The 21,300-nt window shown below is 73.0% G+C and carries 15 protein-coding genes; 5 read left to right on the forward strand and 10 right to left on the reverse strand.

The features are described from left to right. Positions 1–50: 50 nt before the first annotated feature. Positions 51–3,146, forward strand: coding sequence for a chromosome partitioning protein ParA (locus ACIBX3_RS06270; RefSeq protein WP_397113713.1), 3,096 nt, complete (start codon positions 51–53; stop codon positions 3,144–3,146). Positions 3,147–3,164: 18 nt separating this feature from the next. On the opposite strand, the gene ACIBX3_RS06275 is transcribed toward ACIBX3_RS06270, so the two are convergent. Then, positions 3,165–4,382 (reverse strand): citrate/2-methylcitrate synthase, encoded by a 1,218-nt coding sequence (locus ACIBX3_RS06275; protein WP_397113715.1) that lies wholly within the window; start codon positions 4,380–4,382, stop codon positions 3,165–3,167. 70 nt (positions 4,383–4,452) lie between these two features. Here ACIBX3_RS06275 and ACIBX3_RS06280 point away from each other — a divergent pair, with 70 nt between their 5' ends. Both ACIBX3_RS06280 and ACIBX3_RS06285 read left to right on the forward strand, forming a co-directional pair. Then, positions 4,453–5,676, forward strand: a complete 1,224-nt coding sequence (locus tag ACIBX3_RS06280; protein ID WP_397113717.1) for a LeuA family protein — start codon at positions 4,453–4,455, stop codon at positions 5,674–5,676. 339 nt (positions 5,677–6,015) lie between these two features. Next, on the forward strand, positions 6,016–6,651 hold the full coding sequence (locus ACIBX3_RS06285; protein ID WP_397113719.1) for an HAD family hydrolase: 636 nt from the start codon (positions 6,016–6,018) through the stop codon (positions 6,649–6,651). A gap of 70 nt (positions 6,652–6,721) precedes the next feature. Here ACIBX3_RS06285 and ACIBX3_RS06290 read toward each other — a convergent pair whose 3' ends face one another. The 3 genes from ACIBX3_RS06290 to ACIBX3_RS06300 are packed head-to-tail and all read right to left on the reverse strand — an operon-like array spanning position 6,722 to position 12,545. Further along, positions 6,722–7,609, reverse strand: a complete 888-nt coding sequence (locus ACIBX3_RS06290; protein WP_397113721.1) for an NAD-dependent epimerase/dehydratase family protein — start codon at positions 7,607–7,609, stop codon at positions 6,722–6,724. A 22-nt stretch (positions 7,610–7,631) separates the two neighbouring features. Next, a complete protein-coding gene (locus ACIBX3_RS06295; RefSeq protein ID WP_397113723.1) occupies positions 7,632–11,435 on the reverse strand; it encodes an AAA family ATPase in 3,804 nt (1,267 codons plus the stop codon). After that, complete coding sequence (locus tag ACIBX3_RS06300) at positions 11,436–12,545, reverse strand: exonuclease SbcCD subunit D (RefSeq protein ID WP_397113725.1); 1,110 nt, start codon at positions 12,543–12,545, stop codon at positions 11,436–11,438. A gap of 107 nt (positions 12,546–12,652) precedes the next feature. Between ACIBX3_RS06300 and ACIBX3_RS06305 the strand changes: the two genes are divergently transcribed. Beyond that, positions 12,653–14,146, forward strand: coding sequence for an alpha/beta hydrolase family protein (locus ACIBX3_RS06305; RefSeq protein ID WP_397113727.1), 1,494 nt, complete (start codon positions 12,653–12,655; stop codon positions 14,144–14,146). On the opposite strand, the gene ACIBX3_RS06310 is transcribed toward ACIBX3_RS06305, so the two are convergent. Continuing rightward, complete coding sequence (locus tag ACIBX3_RS06310) at positions 14,119–15,042, reverse strand: alpha/beta hydrolase (protein ID WP_397113729.1); 924 nt, start codon at positions 15,040–15,042, stop codon at positions 14,119–14,121. The genes ACIBX3_RS06305 and ACIBX3_RS06310 overlap by 28 nt on opposite strands. A 119-nt stretch (positions 15,043–15,161) precedes the next feature. Continuing rightward, a complete protein-coding gene (locus ACIBX3_RS06315; RefSeq protein ID WP_397113731.1) occupies positions 15,162–15,446 on the reverse strand; it encodes an enoyl-CoA hydratase-related protein in 285 nt (94 codons plus the stop codon). A 142-nt stretch (positions 15,447–15,588) separates the two neighbouring features. Between ACIBX3_RS06315 and ACIBX3_RS06320 the strand changes: the two genes are divergently transcribed. Next, positions 15,589–17,022 carry an LCP family protein gene (locus ACIBX3_RS06320; RefSeq protein WP_397113733.1) on the forward strand — a complete coding sequence of 478 codons (1,434 nt, stop codon included), beginning with the start codon at positions 15,589–15,591 and terminating at the stop codon, positions 17,020–17,022. 10 nt (positions 17,023–17,032) lie between these two features. Here ACIBX3_RS06320 and ACIBX3_RS06325 read toward each other — a convergent pair whose 3' ends face one another. From ACIBX3_RS06325 to ACIBX3_RS06340, 4 genes are read right to left on the reverse strand one after another with little or no spacing between them, the layout of a single operon-like run. Beyond that, a complete protein-coding gene (locus ACIBX3_RS06325; RefSeq protein WP_397113735.1) occupies positions 17,033–18,160 on the reverse strand; it encodes a mandelate racemase/muconate lactonizing enzyme family protein in 1,128 nt (375 codons plus the stop codon). 1 nt (position 18,161) lies between these two features. Further along, positions 18,162–19,130 carry a D-2-hydroxyacid dehydrogenase gene (locus tag ACIBX3_RS06330; protein WP_397113737.1) on the reverse strand — a complete coding sequence of 323 codons (969 nt, stop codon included), beginning with the start codon at positions 19,128–19,130 and terminating at the stop codon, positions 18,162–18,164. Next, the gene (locus tag ACIBX3_RS06335; RefSeq protein ID WP_397113739.1) at positions 19,127–20,113 is read right to left on the reverse strand and encodes a hydroxyacid dehydrogenase; all 987 of its coding nucleotides are present in this window, start codon (positions 20,111–20,113) and stop codon (positions 19,127–19,129) included. Before ACIBX3_RS06335 ends, ACIBX3_RS06330 begins: the two co-directional genes overlap by 4 nt. Continuing rightward, on the reverse strand, positions 20,107–21,294 hold the full coding sequence (locus tag ACIBX3_RS06340; RefSeq protein ID WP_397113741.1) for a hypothetical protein: 1,188 nt from the start codon (positions 21,292–21,294) through the stop codon (positions 20,107–20,109). Before ACIBX3_RS06340 ends, ACIBX3_RS06335 begins: the two co-directional genes overlap by 7 nt. Positions 21,295–21,300 lie beyond the last annotated feature (6 nt).

The following is a 21,300-nucleotide window of genomic DNA, read 5'->3' on the forward strand; positions in this document are numbered from 1 at the left end:
GGTCAGCGCCAAGACGGATGGAAGGGTTACGGGGGTTACAGGTGTCGCAGGTGGAGAATGTCGTCGGGGACCGGGTGCTGATCGCCGTGCAGGCGGTCAACATTTCGCGGCTCTCGACCCATCCGGTGCCCACCGTCCCCGGGACGCTCATCGTCGTGGCGGGCGCCGGGCCGAAGGACTCCAACGGCGCGGGTAAGTCGTCGTTCATCGCCTCCATCACGGCGTTGCTCGGGGACGAGCAGTGGCGCTTCGCCTCGGGCGCCAAGGCGGTGTCGGAGCTGCTGTTCAACGCCGAGCTGGCCAGCGGGGCGGGCGCCCGTCAATGGGCGAGCGCCGACCACGGCTACATCGTGGGCGTCTTCGGACCGCCGGGCATGGATGGCTTCCCCGCCCCGGAGCATGGAGTGGGACCGGCCACCGGCCTCAGCTCGCCCGCCGCCGGCGGGCGGGCGGCGCCTGCCTCGGGCGAGGCCGCGGATGGGACGGCGGCGGGCGGCGCGGGCGGCGAGCTCGTTCTGGGCGGGCCGGACGGTGAGGAGCCGGGCGGTGAGTTGTTCGAGGTGCCGGACACCTCGGGCGGCGCGGTGACCGTGTGGTTGCGGGTCAACCAGGAGGCGCCGCACCTGGAGATCCGCTGGCGGGAGGGCGTCCACCTGGCGGCGTCACCGTCGGAGGCGGAGCGGGTGGCGCGGGCCGACGAGATCTGGGCGTCGCTGCCGAGGTCGGCCGGGCGGCGCGACGTGGTGGCCCGTGACCTGACCAAGGTCCTGTACGGCGACCGGGTCAGATGCGTGTCGTTCCTGTCCACCTCCGTACGCAGCAAGGTCGCCACCAACCTGCTGTCCCAGCCGCTCAACGAGATCTCCCCCGAGCGGGTCTTCGAGGCCATCGCCGCGCTCACCGGCCTCGACGCCGAGCTGGAGCAGGAGCGGGAGGCCCGCCGCGACGAGCACGCCAAGCGGGTCCGGGCGGCGCAGGCGGCCGACCGGCTGGCGGAGTTCGAGGCGGAGTCGAAGGCGTTGCTGACCACGTTCGACCGGCGCGACCAGGCGCGGATCCGGCTGGCGGACGCGCTGCGGTGCTGGCGGGGCAGGCAGGCGCGCAAGCTGGCCGACGCCGCGGCCAGGGACGAGTCGCTGGCCGCCGACCTCGAACGCCACCGCGCGGCCGGCGAGGCGGCGGCCGAGGCGATCGCCATGGTGAAGGCCGAGATCGCCACCCTGCGCGAGGACACACTCGACCGGCAGGTGTCGCAGGCCCGCAAGGAGCTGGCGGCGCTTCAGGCCAGGGCCGCCAAGCTGGACGCCGACCGGGCCGTGGCGGAGAACTCCGCCGACGAGCTGCGCGGCCGGATCCCGGCGCTGGAGGAGAGCCGCAGGTTCGCCGACGGGCGCGACGTGCCCGCGGCGGAGCAGGAGGTGCGGGAGGCGAGGCTCCGGCTCAACGAGGCGCTGAAGGCGCTCGGCGTGGCCGACCAGGAGGAGCACTCCGCCCGGACCGCGCTGGACGACGCGGAGGGCGGCCCGGCGGCGGCCCAGCTCAACGCGCTCGCGGCGGCGGGCGTCGGCGCGACGGGTCTGCTGGACGCGCTGGACGTGGCCGAGCAGGCACGCGACGCCGCGCAGTCCGGCCGCCTGCGGGGATGGCCGAACGAGCACGCCGTGATCGTGGACGCCGCCGAGCTCCCGTCTGCGGCCGAGGCGCTGGCGGGACTGCCCGGTTCCGTGCTGGTGAGCGCGGCCGGGGTGAGCGTCGTGGGGGCGTTCGACGGGGTGGCCACCGGTCGGGAGGCCCGCATCAAGGCGGCCGAGCAGCGGCTCCACCGGGCCAAGGACGCTCAGGAGGCGGCGGCGCAGGCCGTGCACGACGAGGAGGAGGCCGTCGCGGAGGCGCAGCGGCGGCTGGAGGGCGCCCGGGCAGGGGTGCGCCTGGCCGAGGTGGAGGCGCGGCTGGGCGAGCGGCGGGCCAGGCTGGTTGAGCTGAACGCGGCCGTCGAGGAGCTGGCGCCCAAGGTCGCCGAGGCCGAGCGGCTGGCCGGGGCGCTGGATTTCCGCGCCCGTACGCGGGACATGGAGATCGAGCGGCTGGAGGGCCGGCGGCAGCGGCACGAGGCGGAGCGGGGGCAGGCCCGCGACCAGGAGGCGAAGGTCGGCGCGGAGCGGGAGTCGCTCAAGCTCGCCGCGCTGGCCGCCGACTGGGGCGGCACGGTGGAGACGGCCCGCGCCTGGCTGGACGCGCTGCCGGAAGAGGAGCGGCCGCGCACCGCCGACGAATGGTGGCGGATCGCCGAACGGCACTTCGACCAGGCGTTGCGCGACACGTTCCCGGAGGAGGACGCCGAGATCCCGGAGGAGTTGCGGTTCCTGCTGAGCGAGCGGGGCGGCAGCACGGCACGCGAGCAGGCGACGTTCGCGGCCGTGTGCGGGGCGCTGGCGTCGTACCTGCGGGGTCAGGAGGAGTACGAACGCCACCAGCGGCGCCAGATCGAGGCGCAGGTCGTGTCCAGGCAGCGAGACCTCTCGGCGGCCGCGAGGGGCGCGGAGGAAGCGGCGCAGTCGACGGCCGTGCACCGGGCGGCGCTGACGGCGGCGATCAGGGCGCGGCTGACGCGGGTGGCGGAGGAGTTCGAGAAGCTCGACACCTCCTACGGCGGCTACGGCGCGACGCTGGAGTTCCCCGTGCCGCCCGCGCCCGCCGACCCCGAGCAGCGCTGGCAGTGGCGGGTGACGCCGAAGTGGCGGCGCGGCGAGGGGCAGGGGTTCGTGCCGTACAACCGGCGGGCCAACACCGCGCTCATGGACGAGAAGGCCGTCAAGCTGGTGTGCGCGGCGGCCATCGCCTCCTCCGGGGGCGGGCATCTGTGCCTGGTGCTCGACGAACTCGGCCGCAACCTGGGCAAGGAGCATCGCCGGGAGGCGGTGGCGCTGTTCAGGAGGATCGGCGAGACGTACGGGATCACGGTGATCGGTGCCTTGCAGGACGACATGGAGCCGTACGCGATCGACGCCTGCGGGCAGTACATCAAGCTGCGGCGGTCGTCGGACGCGATGCCGTACAACGAGCCGCCGGTGATCGTCGGGCACGACGAGCACGCGGAGCGGGTGCGGGCGCTGGCGGCGTACGTGGACCGGACGGCCGCCACGTGAACCGCGACCGGACGGCGGCTACGTGATCCGCGGGCCGGTGTAGGAGGCGCGCAGGCGCAGGAGGGTGCCTCGCTCGTACTCCTCCATCGCATGCGCCAGCCATCCCGCCGTCCTGGCCACGGCGAAGACGGCCTCGCCCGCGCCGCGCACCATGCCGCTCACGGCGGCGAGGATGGCGAGGGCGAAGTCGATGTTGCGATCCGGGAGGCGGCGCCGGCGCATCTCCTCCAGAACGGCCGTTCCGGCGGCGATCCGGTCGTGTCCCGGCGCGGCTTCCTTGACCAGGTCGAGCAGGAGGCCGCCGCGGCCGTCGCCGTTCTTGTAGATGCTGTGGCCGAAGCCGGGGATGCGCTCGCCGCGCCGCACGCGCTCGGCCACCGCCCGCGCGGCCTCGCGCGGCTCGGCGATCTCGGCGAGCAGGCGCTCGGCGCCGTACGACGCGCCGCCGTGCAGCGGGCCGCCCAGCACGCCGAACCCCGTCAGAACCACGGCGTACGGGTCGGCCTTGGCGGAGGCGGCGACCCTGGCGGCCAGGGTAGAGGCAGCCAGTTCGTGGTCGGCGAGCAGGACCAGCGCGGCTCTCAGCGCGGCGAGCAGTCCCGGCGGGGCGGGGTGCGGGCACAGGCGGGACCAGAGGCGTTCGGCGATCGAGTCTCCCTGCGGCTCGCCGAGCCGGGGCAGGGCGTCGACCAGGCCAGAGATCAGGCGGCGGCCGGTGGCGGCGACCGAGGCGGGGTCGAGCTGGTAGCGGAGGGAATCGGACGCGCCGAGGACCGTGGCGATCACCTGGAGGCGGTCGAGGGGCAACAGGTCCTCCGGCAGGCCGCGCTGCGCGGCGACGGCAGCACGCAACGCCTCCGGCTCACACCCCCACGACCCCGCCCTGGCGCCTGCTCTCACCTTGGCGCTCATGCCCACGCCTGGGTCGGCGGTCCAGAGCCATTCGGCGACCGCTTCGAAGTCGCTCGTCCTGGCCAGCTCCAGTGCGTCGATTCCGCGGTAGTAGGGCCTGTCGACGCCGAGCGCGGTGACGGCCGACTCGATGACGAGCTCCGGCGGCTGGTTGCGCGGCCGTCCCCGCCGGGCGAGCCGTTCGATCTCCTCGGCGGGGAACAGGCTGCGCCGCCCGTCGTCGCCGTGCCGCCGCCGCAGCACGCCCCTGCTCACGTACGCGTACAGCGTGGCCGGCTTCACCCCGAGGCGCTCGGCCGCCGTGGCCGCGTCGATCCACTCCACCCTTGCCAGCCTCCGATGTTGATGAAAATCAATATTGATCCATGTTGAGCGAGCATGTCAACGTGAGGGCATGCCCACAATCCATTTCCTCGATGTGACCAACCGGGACGGCGTGCAGACCGCGCGCAGCGGCCTGTCGAAGTTCGGCAAGACCATGGTCAACTTCTATCTGGCCAGGCTCGGGGTGGCGCAGTCCGAGATCGGTTTCCCGTTCCTCTTCCACGAGGTCCCCTACGTCAGGGCGCAGGTGGCGCTGGCGGAGGCGGGGGCGTTCGGGGAACTGCGGCTGTCGGGCTGGTGCAGGGGCGTGCCGCAGGACGTGGAGAAGGCGGCGCCGCTCGGGCTGAAGCACTACAACCTGTCCATCTCGACATCCGACTACATGATCCAGAACAAGTTCCGCGGCCGTCTGGACAGGGACGCGATCATCAGGGAGATGACGGCCGCGGTCCGCGTGGCGAAGGACGCGGGGGCGCTGACCGTGGGGGTGAACGCCGAGGACGGCTCGCGTACCGATGACGGGTTCCTGCTGGAGTTCGCGCTGGCGGCCAAGCAGGCGGGGGCCGACCGGGTGCGGTACTGCGACACGATCGGCGGCGACACGCCCGACCGCATCCGCGAGCGGTTTTCCAAGCTCGCCTCAGCCACCGGGATGCCGGTCGAGACGCACTGCCACAACGACCTGGGCATGGCCGTGGCCAACTCGGTGTCGGGCGCGCTCGGCGACCTCGACGCCGGGCAGGACGCGTGGATCAACACCTGCGTGAACGGCATCGGCGAGCGCTCGGGCAACGCCGACCTGCTGTCGACCATCCTGGCCTTCCGGCACGGCTTCGGGCTGAACGCGGAGATCGGCGACGCGCTCGACCTGTCATGGGCGCGCCGGTTCGGGCTGTGGGCGAGTTACGCGCTGGGGCAGCCGCTGCCGTACAACCAGGTGGGGGTGGGGCGGAACGCGTTCGCGCACGAGTCCGGCATCCACGCAGACGGCGCACTGAAGGATCACGGCAACTACGAGTTGTACGACGAGGCGACACTGGGGCCGTTCCCGGAGGACTGGCACGCGAGGAACGGCCGGGTGGTGCTGACCGGCGAGTACGGCGGCAAGGCAGGCTTCAGGCACGTCATGGACGGGCTCGGGATCGCGGAGATCCCGGACGAGGACCTGGCCTTCCGGCTGGTCCAGCTGTGCAACGCGATGACGGGCAGGCCGCTCACGGACGACGAGCTGCGTCTGATCGCCACCTATCCTCGGGAGTTGTCGCCGCTGTTCCCGGGCTACGCATCCGCCTGACGCGTTCGTGAGATGAGTACGGCCGCGCCTGCCAAGGGCATCGGCGCGGCCGTGGGCGCCACGGTTCGCAGTGACCGTGTAATCGTCATCACCTTAGCGCCGCCGAGCCGCCGCGGTGAGTGAATTCCCCCGATCAGAGACCCTGGTCTCCGGTATCCGGTATCCGGTATCCGGATCCGGCAGCGCGAGCAGGCACAGTAGGCTCAGGTCATCTTGTCTCACCATGCGCACTAACGTCTTGTGAAGCGATACGAAGACGCCATCAGCCCCGCTATGTCACATGCCTCCCTGTCATCCCGATAGGTTGCAGACACGGTGACTCATGGAAAGGACCGGGGTTTGGCTGTCGATCTGGTCATCTTCGACTGCGACGGGGTGCTCGTGGACAGCGAGCCCATCTCCGTACGCGTGGGCACGGCCGCGCTGCGGCGCCTGGGCTGGACGATCGACGAGGCCGAGTACACCGAGCGGTTCGTGGGCTGCTCGAACGAGTACTGGGACGAGCAGATCGGTGAGACGCCGCCGGGCTGGCGGGAGCAGCTCATCGCCGAGTACACCGCCGCCATCAAGGCCGAGCTGTGCGTCGTCGAGGGCATCGAGGCGGCGCTCGACGAGCTCACCCTTCCCATCTGCGTGGCCTCGAACGGCCGGCACGCCTCGATCCGCCGCAGCCTGGAGCTCACGGGGTTGGCGGATCGGTTCGCGGGGCGGGTGTTCAGCGCCGAGGACGTCGCCCAGGGCAAGCCGGCGCCCGACCTGTTCCTGCACGCGGCGGCCACGATGGGGGTGGCGCCGGAGCGCTGCGTGGTGGTGGAGGACAGCCCGTTCGGGGTGATGGCGGCGGTGAGCGCGGGCATGCGCTGCCTGGCGTACGCCGGTGGCCTCACCCCGGCCTCCCGCCTGGCGGACCTGGGCGCCACCAGCCTCTTCCACGAACCCGCCAGGCTCCCGGACCTGATCCGCGCCCTCGGCTGACCCGCCCCTCGTCCGGGCCCCTCGCGGGCGGCGCCGGCGACGTACCGCGCGTGCGCGCCCGGGAGGCTGGTCAGCCGGCGAGCTTGGCGCGGCCGTTCTCGTCGAGGTAGTCGCGCCACGACCGCTTCGGGTTCCAGCCCAGCATCCGATGGGCCTTCGCGCATGAGATGCCCGAGGCGTCCGGCCGGGCGAGCGGCCGCAGCTCGATCTTGTCACCGAAGTAGCGGCGCAGGACCTCGGCGAAGTCGTAGCCGCCGGCGTTGTCCGGCGAGGCGATGTAGAACACCTCGTGGCCGGGCAGGTCGGACTCGGCGGCCAGGACGATGGCGTCCGCCAGGTCGTACGCGTCGATGTAGCTCCACAGGCCCGTCCCGGCCTGCGAGGGGTCGCGGACGACCGGGCCGAGGTTGCGCTCGTAATTGCCCTCGTGCTGGACCCAGCTCGGCCGCAGGGAGACGCAGCGGATGTCGGAGCGGCGCACGGCGGCGTCCATGAGCTGCTCGCCGAAGTGCTTGGCCAGCGCGTAGGGGTCCTGCGGCCGGATCGGGTGGTCTTCGTCCACCGGCGCGTAGTCGGGCAGGAACTTCCGCTCGGGGAAGAAGAACCCGGGCACGGTCTCGCTGGAGATGTTCACGAACCGGGGCACGCCGAACCGCACGGCCGCCTCGATCATGTTGAACGTCGACATCAGGTTGTTCTGGAACACCACCTGCGGCGGGTTGTGGGTCGGATCCGGGAGGGCGGCTGCGTGCACCACCGCATCGGCCCCCCGCACGACGGCGAACGCCTGCCCGGCGTCGGTCAGGTCGGCCTGGGTGTAGCGGGGGGCGCCCGGCTCGTCCCGCTCCCAGACCGGGCGGGTGAGGTCGACGGCGGTCACCTCATGACCGCGCTCCATCAGCGCCTTGACGGCCGCCCGCCCGACCTTGCCGTGGGCTCCGGTGACGACGACGCGCATGACCTTCTCCTTGAGGTAGATCTCATCCAACGCCTATGGCGGCGAGCGTAGACCCCGTGCGCGTCTTGGTGACCTTCAGCTGGGCAGTGATCCGGGATCGCAGCTCGGCGACGTGGCTGACGATGCCCACGGCGCGGCCCCCGTCGCGCAGCCCGTCCAGGATGTCGAGCACGCCGTCCAGCGTGTCCTCGTCCAGGGTGCCGAAGCCCTCGTCCACGAACAGCGTGCCGATCTCCGCGCCGCCCGCCTCGGCCGTCACCACGTCGGCCAGGCCCAGGGCCAGGGCCAGGGAGGTGATGAAGCTCTCGCCGCCGGACAGCGTCGCGGGGTCGCGGTCGACGCCGGTCCAGCCGTCCGCCACGCGCAGTCCCAGCCCGCCGCCCGACCTGCCGCGCGAGCCTGCCGTCTTGCGCAGGTCGTGGCGCAGCAGGTAGCGGCCGGCCGACATGTGGTCCAGGCGCTCGTTCGCGGCGTCGACCACCTGCCGCAGGCGCTCGCCCAGCACGTACGACGTCAGGCTCATGTTCCACTGGTTGTCGCTGGACGTGCCGCCGGCCAGGGCGGCCATCCGCTCGGCGAGCCGGTGCCGGTCGGCCGCCGGGCGCCACCGCGCGACGCAGGCCTCCAGCTCTCCCCGCAGCTCCTCCAGGCGCCGCGCCCTGGCCGCCGCGCGGTCGCGGACGCTCGCGAGTCGCGTGTACGCCTCCTCCGCCGCCTCCCGCTCGGCCCCGGCCGCCGCCAGGTCCGGCGCGGGCTCGGCCGCGGCGGCGGCCAGCTCGGGGTCGGCCAGCGTGCTGGTGACGGCGGCGTGCTCGTCGTCCAGTCGCCGCAGCGCCTCGGCCTTGCCCTCCCGCTCGGCCGGGCTCCGGTACGCGGCCTCCACGTCCGGCACGTCCGCGAACCCCGCCTCGACCGCCGCCTCCACGGCCTGCCGCCTGGCCCTGTCCAGCTCGTCGGAGGCCGCCACCGCCGCCTGTGTCGCCTCCAGCGCCTCGCGCAGCAGCTCGGCCTCGTCGTTGAGCCTGGACAGGCGGGTGGTGAGCGTCGCGTCGCCGCCGCGGGCGGCGTCGAGGCGGGCGCTGAGTCGAGCGGCGTCACCGCTCAGCTCCTCATGCCTGGTACGGCACGCCGCCAGCCGCGCGGCCACCCTCCGCCCCTGCTCCTCCAGCTCCTGCCGCTCCCGATGGAGCCCGCCCGCCTCCTGAGCCAGCGCGGCCTCCCGCGCCGCCGACTCCCGAAGCCTGCGCAGCTCGCGCTCGGCATCGGCCAGCGCCGCCGCGGCGTCGATCTCCCCTTCCGCATCGCCGGCATGGAGCTGGCCTCCCCCGCCGCCGGCCGTCGTGCCAAGGCCACTGCCCGCACCGGAACCCGCGGTGCCGAGTTCGCCGGACGCGGTGCCGAGGCCGTCCCGATCACGGCCGGGATGCGCGGGACCTGTCGTCACGGCATCGGCGGGCGGCATGCCGAGGTCGGCTCGCGCCGAGGCCGCCCCCGGGAGGGCGGGGTCGTCGGCGGGCCGGTTCGTCTGGGCGAGGCGGATGTGGAGGCGGGTGCGTTCGGTTTCCAGGCGGCCTCGGTGGGCGTGGTGGGCGGCGAGTGCCTCGGCGATCTCCCTGGCCTGGTCCCTGACCCGTTCGCGTTCGGCTTCGACCCGGTCGACCGCGGCGGCCGAGGCGGGCTCCCGGTCGGCAACCGCCCGCAGGCGGTTCAGTTCTTCCTCCGCCTGCCGAACGCGCGCCTCGGCGGTGCCGGCGTCCAGCTCGCCGGTCGCCTCGGCCGCGGCGGCGTGCCGGGACTCGAGCGAGGCGAGGGCGCGTTCGGCCGACTCCCGCTCGGCCAGGGCGGCCTCGTGCGCGCTCTCGGCCGCCTTCTCGTCCTCGGCCGAGGGGGCGCTGGGGGCCGGGGAGGCGGGGTCGGGGTGGTGCTCGGAGCCGCAGACCGCGCACGGACGGCCGTCGGCCAGGTCGCGGGCCAGCTCCGCCGCCATCCCGTCCATGCGGGCCTGGCGCAGGTCGAGCCAGCGTTCGCGGAGCGCCTGGGCGTGGTCGACGAGCACCTGGTGCGCGGCGGCGGCCGCGTCCAGCTCCGCGGCCAGGCTCTCGCGGCGGTGGGTGGCCTCCAGCGCGGCTCTGGCCGCGTCGAGGTCCGCCGATGCCGCCGGGATGGCCGCCGCCTGCGCGCGCACCTCCGCCAGGGCCGCGCTCGCGTCGGCCAGCCGGCCGGGGATCTCGGCGTCGGCCGCCGACACCTCGGCTTCCCGCTGTGCCAGCGCGTCCAGCTCCACCGCCAGCCTGGCCAGCTCGCCGTCGATCTCGATCAGGTCGGCGGCCGCGTCGCGTACGGACTGGGCGGCCGGGATCCTGACGGCGTCCATCCGCGCCTGGGCGAGCCTGCTTTCGGCCTGTTCGATGAGGCCGGGGAGGAGGGCGAGCCGGGCGGCGACGTTCTCGTCGGCGGCGACCAGTCCGGCGAGCTCCTCCTCGACGCGGAGCAGATCGCGCCGGACCACCGACAGCCTGGCCTCCTCGGTGAGCAACTCCGACAGCCGCGCGATCTCCGCCTGCCGCTGCCGCTCCAACGCCGCCAGCTCACCCACCGAGGGAACCCGGAACACGGCGTTCTTCGCCGCACCGCCGGAGTCGGCCGGCCCGCGGCCGGCGTCGCCGTCAACCCGCCCGGCATCGCCCGCCCTGGCGACCCCGCCGCCCGCACGGTCGGTGCCGTCTCCCGTGAGCCCGCCTTGCGGGGCCTGGGAGGTGGTGGTCAGGAGGGGGCGGGCGCGGGCGAGGGCGTCGGCGGCCAGCGTCCGGGCCTTGGCGGCGGCCTCCTCGCGTTGCCTGGCCGCCGTGATGAGGGGGATCACGCGATCGGCCCTGGCGGCGTCGTCCAGGATCGCCTGGAGGTCGGCTCGTTCGTCGGCCCGCTCGTCGAGGGTGCGGCGGACGGTGAGCGCCTCGGCGTGGCGGCGTTGCCGGTCGGCGAGGGCGGCGGCCTGGTCGAAGCGCAGGCGTGCCGCGCGCAACGCCTGGCCGGCCGCCTCGTGCTCCTCCACCGTCCGCGTCACGACGGCCCGCGCGGCGTCGAGCAGAGCCCCGGCCCAGCCCTGAGGGTCGCCGTCAGGCGTGGGCTCCGGCCGGGAGAGGGCCGCGTGGAGATCGTCTCCCGCCGCCTCCTCCACCCGCTGGATGGCGAAGTCCACCTGTTGCCGGAGGTCCTGCGCCTCCCTCCACGCCAGCTTCCGCTGCTCGGCCAGCCACGACTCCGCCGTCGTGTAGACCTTGACCGTGAAGAGCCGCTCCAGCAGCTTCTCGCGCTCCTCCCCGTCGGCCCGCAGGAACCTGGCGAAGTCGCCCTGGGGCAGCATCACCACCTGCGAGAACTGGCCGGCGTTCATCCCGAGCAGCCCGCTCACCAGGTCCCCGGCCTCGTCCAGCCGGGTGGTCAGGCCGTGCCAGGACGACCCCTGCCGCTCGGAGACGACGACCTTGGACTTCTCCTCCGTGAAGCCGCTGCCGCGCAGCTTGGGCCGCTGCCACGACGGGGAGCGCTGGATGCGGAGTAAGCGGCCGCGGATCGAGACCTCCAGCGTGACTGACGGGCCGGTGGAGGGCGGGGCGTGGTCGCAGCGGAGGCTGCGGGCGTTGTTGCGCTGCCCGGGGACCTGGCCGTAGAGGGCGAAGCACAGCGCGTCGAGGATCGTGGTCTTGCCCGCCCCGGTCGGCCCGTGGACGAGGAAGAGACCCGCCTCGGCCAGGGAGTCGAAGTCGACCGTCTCGGTGCCCGGGAAGGACCCGAACGCCGTCAGCGTGAGCCGGTGCGGCCGCATCTACGCCATCGTCTCCTTCGCCCTCGACGCCTCGATGGCCTGTCTTAGCAGGTCCTCCTCCTCAGGTGCGGCAGGCTCGCCGCGAACCTCGCGGACGAAGTCGAGCGTCACCTCCGACTCGGGCCGTCCGCTCACGCTCGCGGGCCGGTGGGCGGGGGCGGCTCCGACCGGGTCGAAGGAGAGGGCGAGGGTGTGGGGGAAGCGGGCGCGCAGCCGGTCCATGGCGGATTTGGGGCGGACGGCGTCGGTGAGGGTGACCTGCAGCCAGTGCTGCTCGAAGGAGGTGTGCTCCGGCCGGGTCAGCAGCTCCTCCAGCTCCCCGCGCAACCGCCCGACCGGGCGGGGCACGGGAGCCGGTACGAACTCCGCCGACGAGCCGAGCGTGACCAGCCACGACCCCTTGAGGTGGCCGGCCTCCGAGAACGAGTAGGCCAGCGGCGACCCTGAGTAACGCACGCTCTCCGACATCCGCTGCCGCCCGTGCAGATGCCCCAGGGCCACGTAGTCCACCCCGTCGAACGCCGCCAGCGGCACGTGTGCGACCCCGCCCACGCTGATGTCGCGCTCGCTGTCGCTGGCCTGCCCCCCGGTCACGAAGCAGTGCGCCAGCACCACGGAGGCGCGGTGGCGCACGGCATCGGCCCTGACGCGGTCCATCGCGTACGTGATCGCCGCCGTGTGACTGCGGTCCGGGAGCTCCCACGGGGCGCGCACCAGCTCCGGCTCCAGGTAGGGGATGCCGTAGAAGGCCACGCCGTCCACCAGCACCGGCTCCCAGGACAGCTCGGGCGAGGCGCGCACGTGCACACCGGCGGACTCGAACAGCGCCGAGCCGAACCGCAGCCGCAGCGCCGAGTCGTGGTTGCCGCTGATCAGCACCACCCGCGCCCCGGCCGACCGCAGCCGGGCGAGCGCCTCGTCGAGCAGGGCGACGGCGTCGACCGGCGGCAGCGCGCGGTCGTAGACGTCACCGGCGACCGCCACCACGTCGACCCGTTCGGCCCGCACGGTCTCCACCAGGTGATCGACGAAGGCCGCCTGCGCCGAGAGCAGGCTCTCGCGGTGGAAGGTGCGCCCCAGATGCCAGTCGGAGGTGTGCAGGATCCGCATGTCGCAGGAAGCTAACATTTCCCACCGACAAATGCGGTCCCTGCTGTCCCACGAGCCGGGAGTAGGCTGGAAGATCAGCGGGCAATTCTACGCACATGGGGAGGCCGATGCGCACTGGCCGTGGCACCTTGAGCGTCGCCGCCGGCCTGGTGCTGGTGGCTCTTGCGACGGTCGGCTACGTGCTGCCGCCCGCGTTCGATCCGCCGCCGCTCAAGGTGGATCCAGCCTTCCAGGCCGTCCCGGCCCAGCCCGCGAACGAGCTGAGGCCGGTGGTGGCGGTCGACCCCATCCGCCGGCAGGAGATCTCCGTCGCGGCGGAGGGCCAGCGGCTGTACGGCACGCTGCGGGCGCCGCGGACGCCGGGGCGGCATCCGGCGATGGTGTTCGTGTCCGGGTCGGGCAACGGCTCGCGTACCGAGTTCACGCCGCAGGCCGAGTTCCTGGCCAAGGCCGGCGTGGTGACGGTCGCGTTCGACAAGCGCACGGTGGGCTACAACTTCCGCGAGCGGGACTTCTCGCTGCTCGCCGACGACGCGCTGCGCATGGTGGAGCACCTGCGTACGTTGCCCGAGGTGGACCCGGCGCGGGTCGGGATCTGGGGCGTCAGCGAGGGCGGCTGGGTGGTGCCGATCGCGGCGGCCAAGAGCACTGCGGTCGGGTTCGTGGTGCTGGTGTCCTCCCCGAACGTCTCCCCGCTCCGCCAGGTCGCCTGGGCGCTGAACGAGCAGTTGCTGAGGCTTCATGCCCCGATCGGCGCGCGCGACCTGCTGACCAGGGCGATGGGCGGGGTCGGCTTCAACTTCCTGCGCTATGACGCGATGCCCGCTTTAAGCCAGGTCAAGCAGCCCGTCCTGTCGTTCTACGGCACGACCGACCCCTCGATCCCCTTCGTCGAGTCCACCAAGGCGCTCATCACGGCGATGGACAGGGCGGGCAACGACGACTACACGATCCGTTTCATGGCCAACGGCGACCACGCCATGCGGGTCCACGGCGGCCCGTTCACCAAGGGCTACCTGGAGACCCTCACCAACTGGATCACCGGCCTGCCGGGCACCGCCAAGCCGGCGGTGCACATGGCGGGCGCCACCCCCGTGCAGCGGTTCGAGGCCGCCGACGTGCCCGCGGCCCCGTGGTACGCGGGCGGCACGATGCTGGGCCTGACGATCTGCCTGGCCGCCGTCGGCTACGTGGCGGGCCCGGTCGCCGCCATCGTCGTACGCCTGCGCGGCCGCGGCCACATCCCGGTCGAGGCCAACGCCCGGCTGTGGAAGCCGATCAGGCGCCGGCTGGTCAGGATCGCGTGGACGAGCCTTGGCCTGCTGGCGTCGGTGGTGGCGTTCATCATGCTGCTGGTGCTGTTCTCGATCAACCAGGCGGGCGCCTGGCCCGCCGTGCTGGCCGGCTGGCTGGTCGTGCGGGCGCTGGCCGTGCTCATGCTGATCCAGGAGGTCACGGCGGTGGCGGCGTTCGTGTCGGCGCTGCGCGAGGGCATGCAGCCGAGCCGCTGGCAGCACGTCGCGGTCGCGGGCGTGCTGGGCGGCACCGGGCTGCTGATGGTGGCGGCGGCCTACTACGGGTTGTTCTCGTTCCCCTGGTAGACGAAGGCGTTCATCCAGCGGTCGAGCTCGGCGAACACCTGCTTGCGCACCGGCTCGGCCGACAGCACCAGATCGTGCAGGCCGTCCTGGATGCGTACGCACGTGACGTGCGGCCCGACCGAGGTGGCCCAGCGGGCGATCTGCCGTGGGTCCAGCACGATGTCGGCCGAGCGTGCCTCCGGGACGAAGTCGCGTACGCGGAGCCCGGCGGAGGAGGCCAGCACCAGGACCGGCACGTCCACCTGGAGGCCGCCGTGCAGGCGGCGCTGCGCCCGGCGGATGGCGGCCAGCCACATGGCGTGCACCGAGAAGCCGGTCAGCGGCTTGAGCTCCAGGTCGTAGTCCCATTCGCCGCCGTGGTCGCGGTGCAGGGTCTGCCCGTACGTGGTGCTGATGCCCAGCGGGAGGGCCCGGCGGGTGTACGACAGCGGCGTCTTGAGCAGGTCGGCGGCCATCCGCAGCGGCGTGGGCACGTTCAGGTCGAAGAACGGGCTGTTGAGCACGAGACCCTGCACCAGGCCGCGGCCGCGGACGCGGTCGGCCCACAGCGGGGCGATCAGGCCGCCGGTCGAGTGGGCGTTGATCGTCAGCTCGTCGTGGTCCTGCCTGATGATGCGGACGGCCTCGTCGATCTCGGGGAAGTAGTCGGTGACGCTCCTGATCAGGCCCCTGGTCTGGTGCGGCAGCAGCGAGCGGCCGTACTTGCGCAGATCGAGCGCGTAGAAGTCGATGCCGCGCTGGACGTAGTGGTCGGCCAGGTGGTCCTGGAAGAAGTAGTCGGTGAATCCGTGCAGGTAGAGCACCGCCCTGCGGGATCCGGTCGTCCTGGAAACCAGCGTCGCGACGACCTGCCCCTCGAAGTCGTCCGGCAGGTGCAGAGTGGTGATCTCGTACATGCTAGTCACGATAGGGATTTTCCGGCCAGGACGGCATACCGGACGGCAAGTCCGTGCTCACTTTCATCGGGAAGTCGGCCGCCCGCTTCTCCAGGAACGCCGTCACCCCCTCCACCGTGTCAGGCGCGCCGCCCAGCTCGGCCATGAGCCGCGAGTGCGAGTTCGGCCGGGTCACGGTGAGCGAACGTGCCCCCGCCCCCGCCGAGATCGGCCCCGGCGCAGAAGGCCCGGCCCGCGCCGGTGACCACCACCACCCGCACCTCGTCGTCGGCGTCGGCCAGCTCGAATGCGTCAATCAACTCTTTCCGCATCGTAAAGGTGAACGCGTTGAGCCGCTCCGGGCGGTTCAATGTGATGGTGGCGATGCGGTCGGCCACGTCGTACGTGATCTCAGAGAAGGCCATGCCCGAATATTATTCGGTTACTGATGTTCACTTTCCCATAAAGACATATTTCGCATTCGGAGCATAGGCTGCCGCCTCGATCGAGGCCTAAGGTAGTCACTTACGGGGAAACGGGGATGGCGTGCAGCAGGCGAAGGAGCCAGTGAGCGCTGGCGGGGTCCTCGGCTGGCTGGTGCTGGCGGCACTGGCGCCGGGGGCGGCTCATCTGCGCGCCGGCTGGCGCAAGACCGGCCTCACCCTGATCGCCTGCTACGCCGCCGCTCTCCTGACGCTGCTCGGCGTGTGGCTCGTCAACGACTTCGACAGCCTGGTGGGCTCGCTGACCCAGAGCTTCCAGCTGATCGCGATCATCGTCATCGCCGGCGTGCTCGGGCTGGCGTGGTTCGTTCTGATCGTGCACTCGTTCGTGGTCCTGCGGCCGGGCCGGCTGCCGCAGTCCGGGCAGATCCTCACCGGCACGCTCGCGGGGCTGCTCGCCGTCGTGGTGATGGTGCCGTTCGGGACGCTCGGGCAGCTCGCGTGGACCTCGAACCAGACGATCGACGGCATCTTCCAGGAGTCCCCCGCCGACGGCGAGTCCCCAGTGGCCCAGCCGAAGCCCGAGGACCCCTGGGCGGGGCGCGAGCGGGTGAACATCCTGCTGCTGGGCGGCGACGCCGACGATCACCGGGTCGGCGTGCGTACCGACAGCATGAACCTGGCCAGCATCGACGTGAAGACCGGCAACACCGTGCTGTTCAGCCTGCCGCGCAACCTGGAGGACGTCCGCTTCCGCCCCGGCACCCCCATGGCCCAGCGTTTCCCCGACGGGTTCCGGCTGCCGGCCGATCCCGGCGGCGGGCGCAGCGACCTGCTCAACAGCGTCTGGGAGTACGCCGACGCGCACCCGGAGATCTTCGGCGGCAAGCAGCGCCAGGGTCCCAAGGTCCTCATGGACACGATCGGCTACACCCTCGGCGTCAAGGTCGACTGGTATGCCCTGGTCAACATGTGGGGCTTCGCCCGCCTCATCGACGCCATCGGCGGCATCACGCTCACCGTCGAGACGGACGTGGTGTTCGGCAAGTACAACGAGGGCCTGGTCAAGGCCGGCACGCGCAGGCTGAAGGGCGCCGACGCGATGTGGTACGCCCGCTCGCGCACCAACAGCGACGACTACACCCGGATGCGCCGCCAGCGGTGCGTGCTCGGCGCGCTGCTCGGCCAGGCGGACCCGGCGACGGTGCTGACCAGGTTCAGCAAGATCGCTCTGGCCACCAAGGAGCTGATCAGGACCGACATCCCGCGGCCGATGCTCAGCCATCTGGTGCCGCTCGCGCTGAAGGTCAAGAACGCGAAGGTGACGAGCGTGCAGTTCGTGCCGCCGCTGATCAACACCGGCTACCCGGACTGGGACAAGATCCGCACCATCGCGGCCAAGGCCATCCGCGACTCGGCCACCGTGAAGCCACCGGTCGCCGCGAGCTCCTCGGCCTCCCCTACGGCATCGTCGAGCCCATCACCGAAGAAGACCGCCAAGCAGGGCTCCGGCAACCCGGCGAAGGGATTGACGGAAGGCTGCGGCGGCTCCCTGTGAGCGGATACCGTCAAAGAGCGAGCGCGCGGACCGCCTGCTCGTCCACACCGATCCCCAGGCCGGGGCCGGTGGGCACGTGGGCGACACCGTCGGCGACGGTGATGACCGGATCCGTGGCGTAGGGGCTGGTGATGAACTGCCGGCCGTTGAGGTCGACCGGCGTGTCCACGCCGAACGCGGCGAACAGGTGGAGCGAGGCGGCCAGCCCGATGTCGGACTCGGTGAGGCCGGAGCCCATGATCGCCAGACCGCAGTCCTCGGCGAGCTGGCACTGACGCAGAGCCAGGGTCAGCCCGCCGCAGCGCTGCACCTTGGCGACGGCGACGTCGATGGCGTCGAGCCGGACGAACGTCGCCAGGTCGCTCGGGTGGCGCAGGCTCTCGTCCACGGCCACCGGGATGGGGCTGGCGTCACGCAGGCGGCGCAGGCCGGCGATGTCGTTGGACGGCAGCGGCTGCTCGAAGACGGCGACGTCCAGGTCTGCCAGGCGCCTGGCCACCCGGAGCGCGGCGGCGGCCGTGTAGCCCTGGTTGGCGTCCACCCAGAGAACGGCGTCGGGGGCGGCCGCGCGCACGGCGGCCACGATGGCCACGTCCTCGTCCTCGGCGTGCAGGCCGAGCTTGACCTTGAGGTGGCGGTAGCCGTGCGCGCGGCCCTCGGCCACCGAGTCGGCGGCTGCGGACGCCGACTCGGTGGCCACGATCCAGGCCAGCTCGATGGTGTCGCGCCTGCGCCGGCCCCACAGCTCGCCGAGGGACAGGCCCCGGCTGCGGGCGAAGGCGTCGTGGCAGGCCACGTCGACCGCCGCGCGCGCCAGCGGCATGCCGATCGAGAAGCCCTTGCTGATGGTCCGGTCGAAGGTGCGGCAGAGCCCGTCCAGGTCCCACAACGGACGGCCGACGGCCGCGGGGGCCAGGTAGCCCTCGATGGTGGAGACGATGGACTCGGTGGTCTCGTACGTCCAGGAGGGGATCGGGGTGGCCTCGCCCCACCCGGTGGCGCCGTCGTCGGCCGTGACCTTCACCAGGACTCTGACGGCCGGGCGGCCGCCCTGGACGACGGATCCGCCCGCGACGGCGAAGTCGCGCAGCGAGGGCAGGGCCACGGTGAAAGTCTCGACCTGTGCTATCCGGTTCACGTCAGTACCATTCGGATTTATCCACCAGATTGATCAGTTCCCGCCCGCCTGCGAAGCGCCGGGCGTTCTCCAGCAGTACGGCGAAGCGCCGCTCCTCGGCATGCGGCCCCACGCCGGCCACGTGCGGTGTGATGAGCACGTCGGGACGCCGCCAGAGGGGATGATCGGCGGGAAGCGGTTCGGTCTCGAAGACGTCCAGGGCCGCGCCGGCCAGGTGTCCCGCGGACAGGGCGGCGGCCAGGTCGTCGAGCCGGACGGTGGGCCCGCGGCCGATGTTGACGACGTACGCCCCGGGCTTGGCCAGTGCCAGCCGCCGCGCGTCCAGCAGGCCCTCGGTGGCGGGGGTGTGCGGAACCGTCAGGATGATCAGGTCTGACCCGGGAAGCAGCCGGTCGAGTTCGCCGGCCGGCAGCACCTCGGCGAAGCCCGGCACGGGGCCGCCGCGCCGGGCGTCCACGCCCATGACCCTGGTGCCGAACGCCGCCAGCAGCCTGCCGATCTCGGCCCCGATCGCGCCCACCCCGACCACCAGGGCGGTGGCCTCGCCCAGCGGGAGCACGGCGCCGGGGTCCCAGTCGGGCGCCCAGTGCGCGCGGGCCTGTTCGCGGGCGTACCTGGGCAGGCCCCTGGCCAGCGCGAGCACCAGTGCCAGCGTGTGCGCGGCCACGTGGTCGGTGTAGGTGTCACGCATGTTGGTGACCTGCACGGGGTGCGCGACCAGGGCCGGATGGTAGAACCCCGGAGGCGGCCCGGCCTGCGGGGCCTGCAGCCAGCGCAGCCGCCCGGCGTGCGCCAGCAGGTCCGCGGGCAGCGTGCCGTACGCGGCATCGGCCTCCGCCAGCGCGTGCGCCGCCTCCTCGTCGGTCGCCGGCTGGAGCACGACGAGCTCCGGCACCGCCTGCTCCAGCCGGGCCCGCCAGCCGGCGGTGGCCGGATCGTGGGGCGGCAGCAGCACCAGGGTGAAGCTCATGCCCTCCTCGCCAGGCCGGACTCTGTGATCTCGTACAGCAGCGGCTCCCCGGCGACGTAGCGGGCGAGCTCCTCGGCCATCGCCTGCCCGTGGCGGCGCCGCTCGTGGCCCAGGCTGCCCGCCACGTGCGGGGTGACGACGATGTTGGGCATCGTGAACAGCGGCGACCCCGCGACGGGCGGTTCCGGGTCGGTGACGTCGAGTACGGCGAACAGGTCGGTCCGCCGGCCCAGCACGTCCACGAGCGCGGCCTCGTCGACCAGGCCGCCGCGCGCCGTGTTGATCAGGGTGGCGTCGGGCTTCATCGACTCCAGCAGCCCGGTGCCGACCATGCGGTGCGTCTCAGGGGTGAGCGGCGCGTGCAGGCTGACCACGTCGGAGGTGGCGAACAGCTCTTCCAATCCGACGAGGCGCACCCCGAGCCGCTCGGCCTGCGCCGGGTCGGCGTACGGGTCGTGGGCCTGCACGACGAGGTCGTGGTGGGCGAGCAGCCGCGCCGTGGCCAGGCCCGTGGCGCCGAGCGAGACCAGCCCGACCACCGCGCCGTAGGCCCCGGTCTCGGGCCCGCGCGGAGCGGAGGCGGCGGCGGCGCGGGCGGCCAGCACATAGCGCCAGCCGTGCTTGAGCGCGTACAGGATCTGCGAGAGCGCGAACTCGGCCACCGGAGTGGCGTTGGCGGTGGCCGCCGAGGTGACCCGCACGCCCCTGGCCCACATCTCCGGGGTGACCAGCGGGCGGATGGAGCCCGCGCCGTACAGCACCAGCGAGAGCTTGGGCGCGGCGGCGAGCAGCTCGGCGTCCAGTCTGGGCGCCCCCCACCCGGTCACCAGCACCTCGAGGCCGGCGAGCAGGTCGGGGGTGAGCCGGTCGGCGGTGAGCGGGGGCGAGGCGATGGCGAGGTGCCGCTCGATCGCGGCCCGGGCCTGCGGGCCGTAGACGTCGTCGAAGCGGTTGGGATCCATCACGTACAGACCGTTCAGCATTGACTCTCCTTCAAGCGGGCCGCCGCCCGCACGCTGGCCAGGCGGGCGGGCGAGCCGAGCCCGGCGTGGTAGTAACGCAGTTGCCGCGCGCCCGCGGCGACGAGGTCGGCGGCCAGGGCCGGGATCCGGGCGTGGCCGTCCTCCAGCACCGTGAGGTTGGCGACGAGGGGGACCCCGGTGCGGCTCGCCGCCGCCTTCACCTGAGCCAGGGCTACCTCCTCCTGGCCCCAGCACTTGAGCATGTACGCGTCGACCGGCGCGTCGAAGGAGGCCAGGTCGATCCCCACGTCGGGGCCGGTGACCTGCGGGTCGTCGGTGGCCATGAGCAGCAGCTCGCGGCCGCCGGCCAGCGCCGCCACGTCGCGGACCAGGCCGGCGATGACCTGGGCGCGGTGACCGTACAGGGCCTGGGCACGTTCGCGGCCGAGCGCGTCGTCCAGGCTCGTCCCGGCCGGGACGCCCTGCTGCAGCTCTCCGTCCACGGCGGCGCGCACGTCGCGCGCCAGCTCCTCGACGTCCAGGCCGCGCCCGGCCAGCCCGGCCCGGCAGGCCGGGCAGAGGCAGAGGGACAGCAGCGCCCTGCCGCAGGCGGACAGGTGGGCGCCGGAGGTCTTCTCGTGGTGGCCGGCGTGGTCCGCGCCCAGCCAGCCGCACGCCTCCAGCGTCAGCGCGGGCACGTCGTACTGCTCGCAGACCTCGCGCACGAGGGTGAGCGCGTAGTCATGGACGGCGGGCTGGGCGGGACAGAGCGCGTAGGGGTAGGACTCGCCGTAGGCGTTCCTGACCGTCAGGTCGGGCGCTTCGCGGCCCAGCACCGACGAGTGGGTGAGCACCAGCCAGGCCTCGGCCCGCAGCCCGGCCCCCGCCAGCGCGGCCAGCGCCGCGCCGAACCTGTCCTCGTCGGGCACCCCCCAGCTCGGCGGGTACGGCCGGAGCCTGCCGCGCCAGCGCTCGGGGCGCAGCCGGAAGTAGGCGGCCGCGTGGTCGGCCTGCACGATCCGGTGGTGCGGATGCCACGGGGTGACGGCCCGGACCGAGTGGTAGGCGGCCTGCAGGGTCACCGTGCTCACGCCGAGGCCGGCGATGCGCTCGGCCCCCGCGGGGTCGCCCACGATGTCCCAGGTGTAGGCGAACGCGCCGTGCCTCACCATCGAGGGATCACCGGCATCGGTGATCTTCAAGCGGTA

This window comes from Nonomuraea sp. NPDC049480, from assembly GCF_044465905.1.
Taxonomy (GTDB): Bacteria; Actinomycetota; Actinomycetes; order Streptosporangiales; family Streptosporangiaceae; genus Nonomuraea.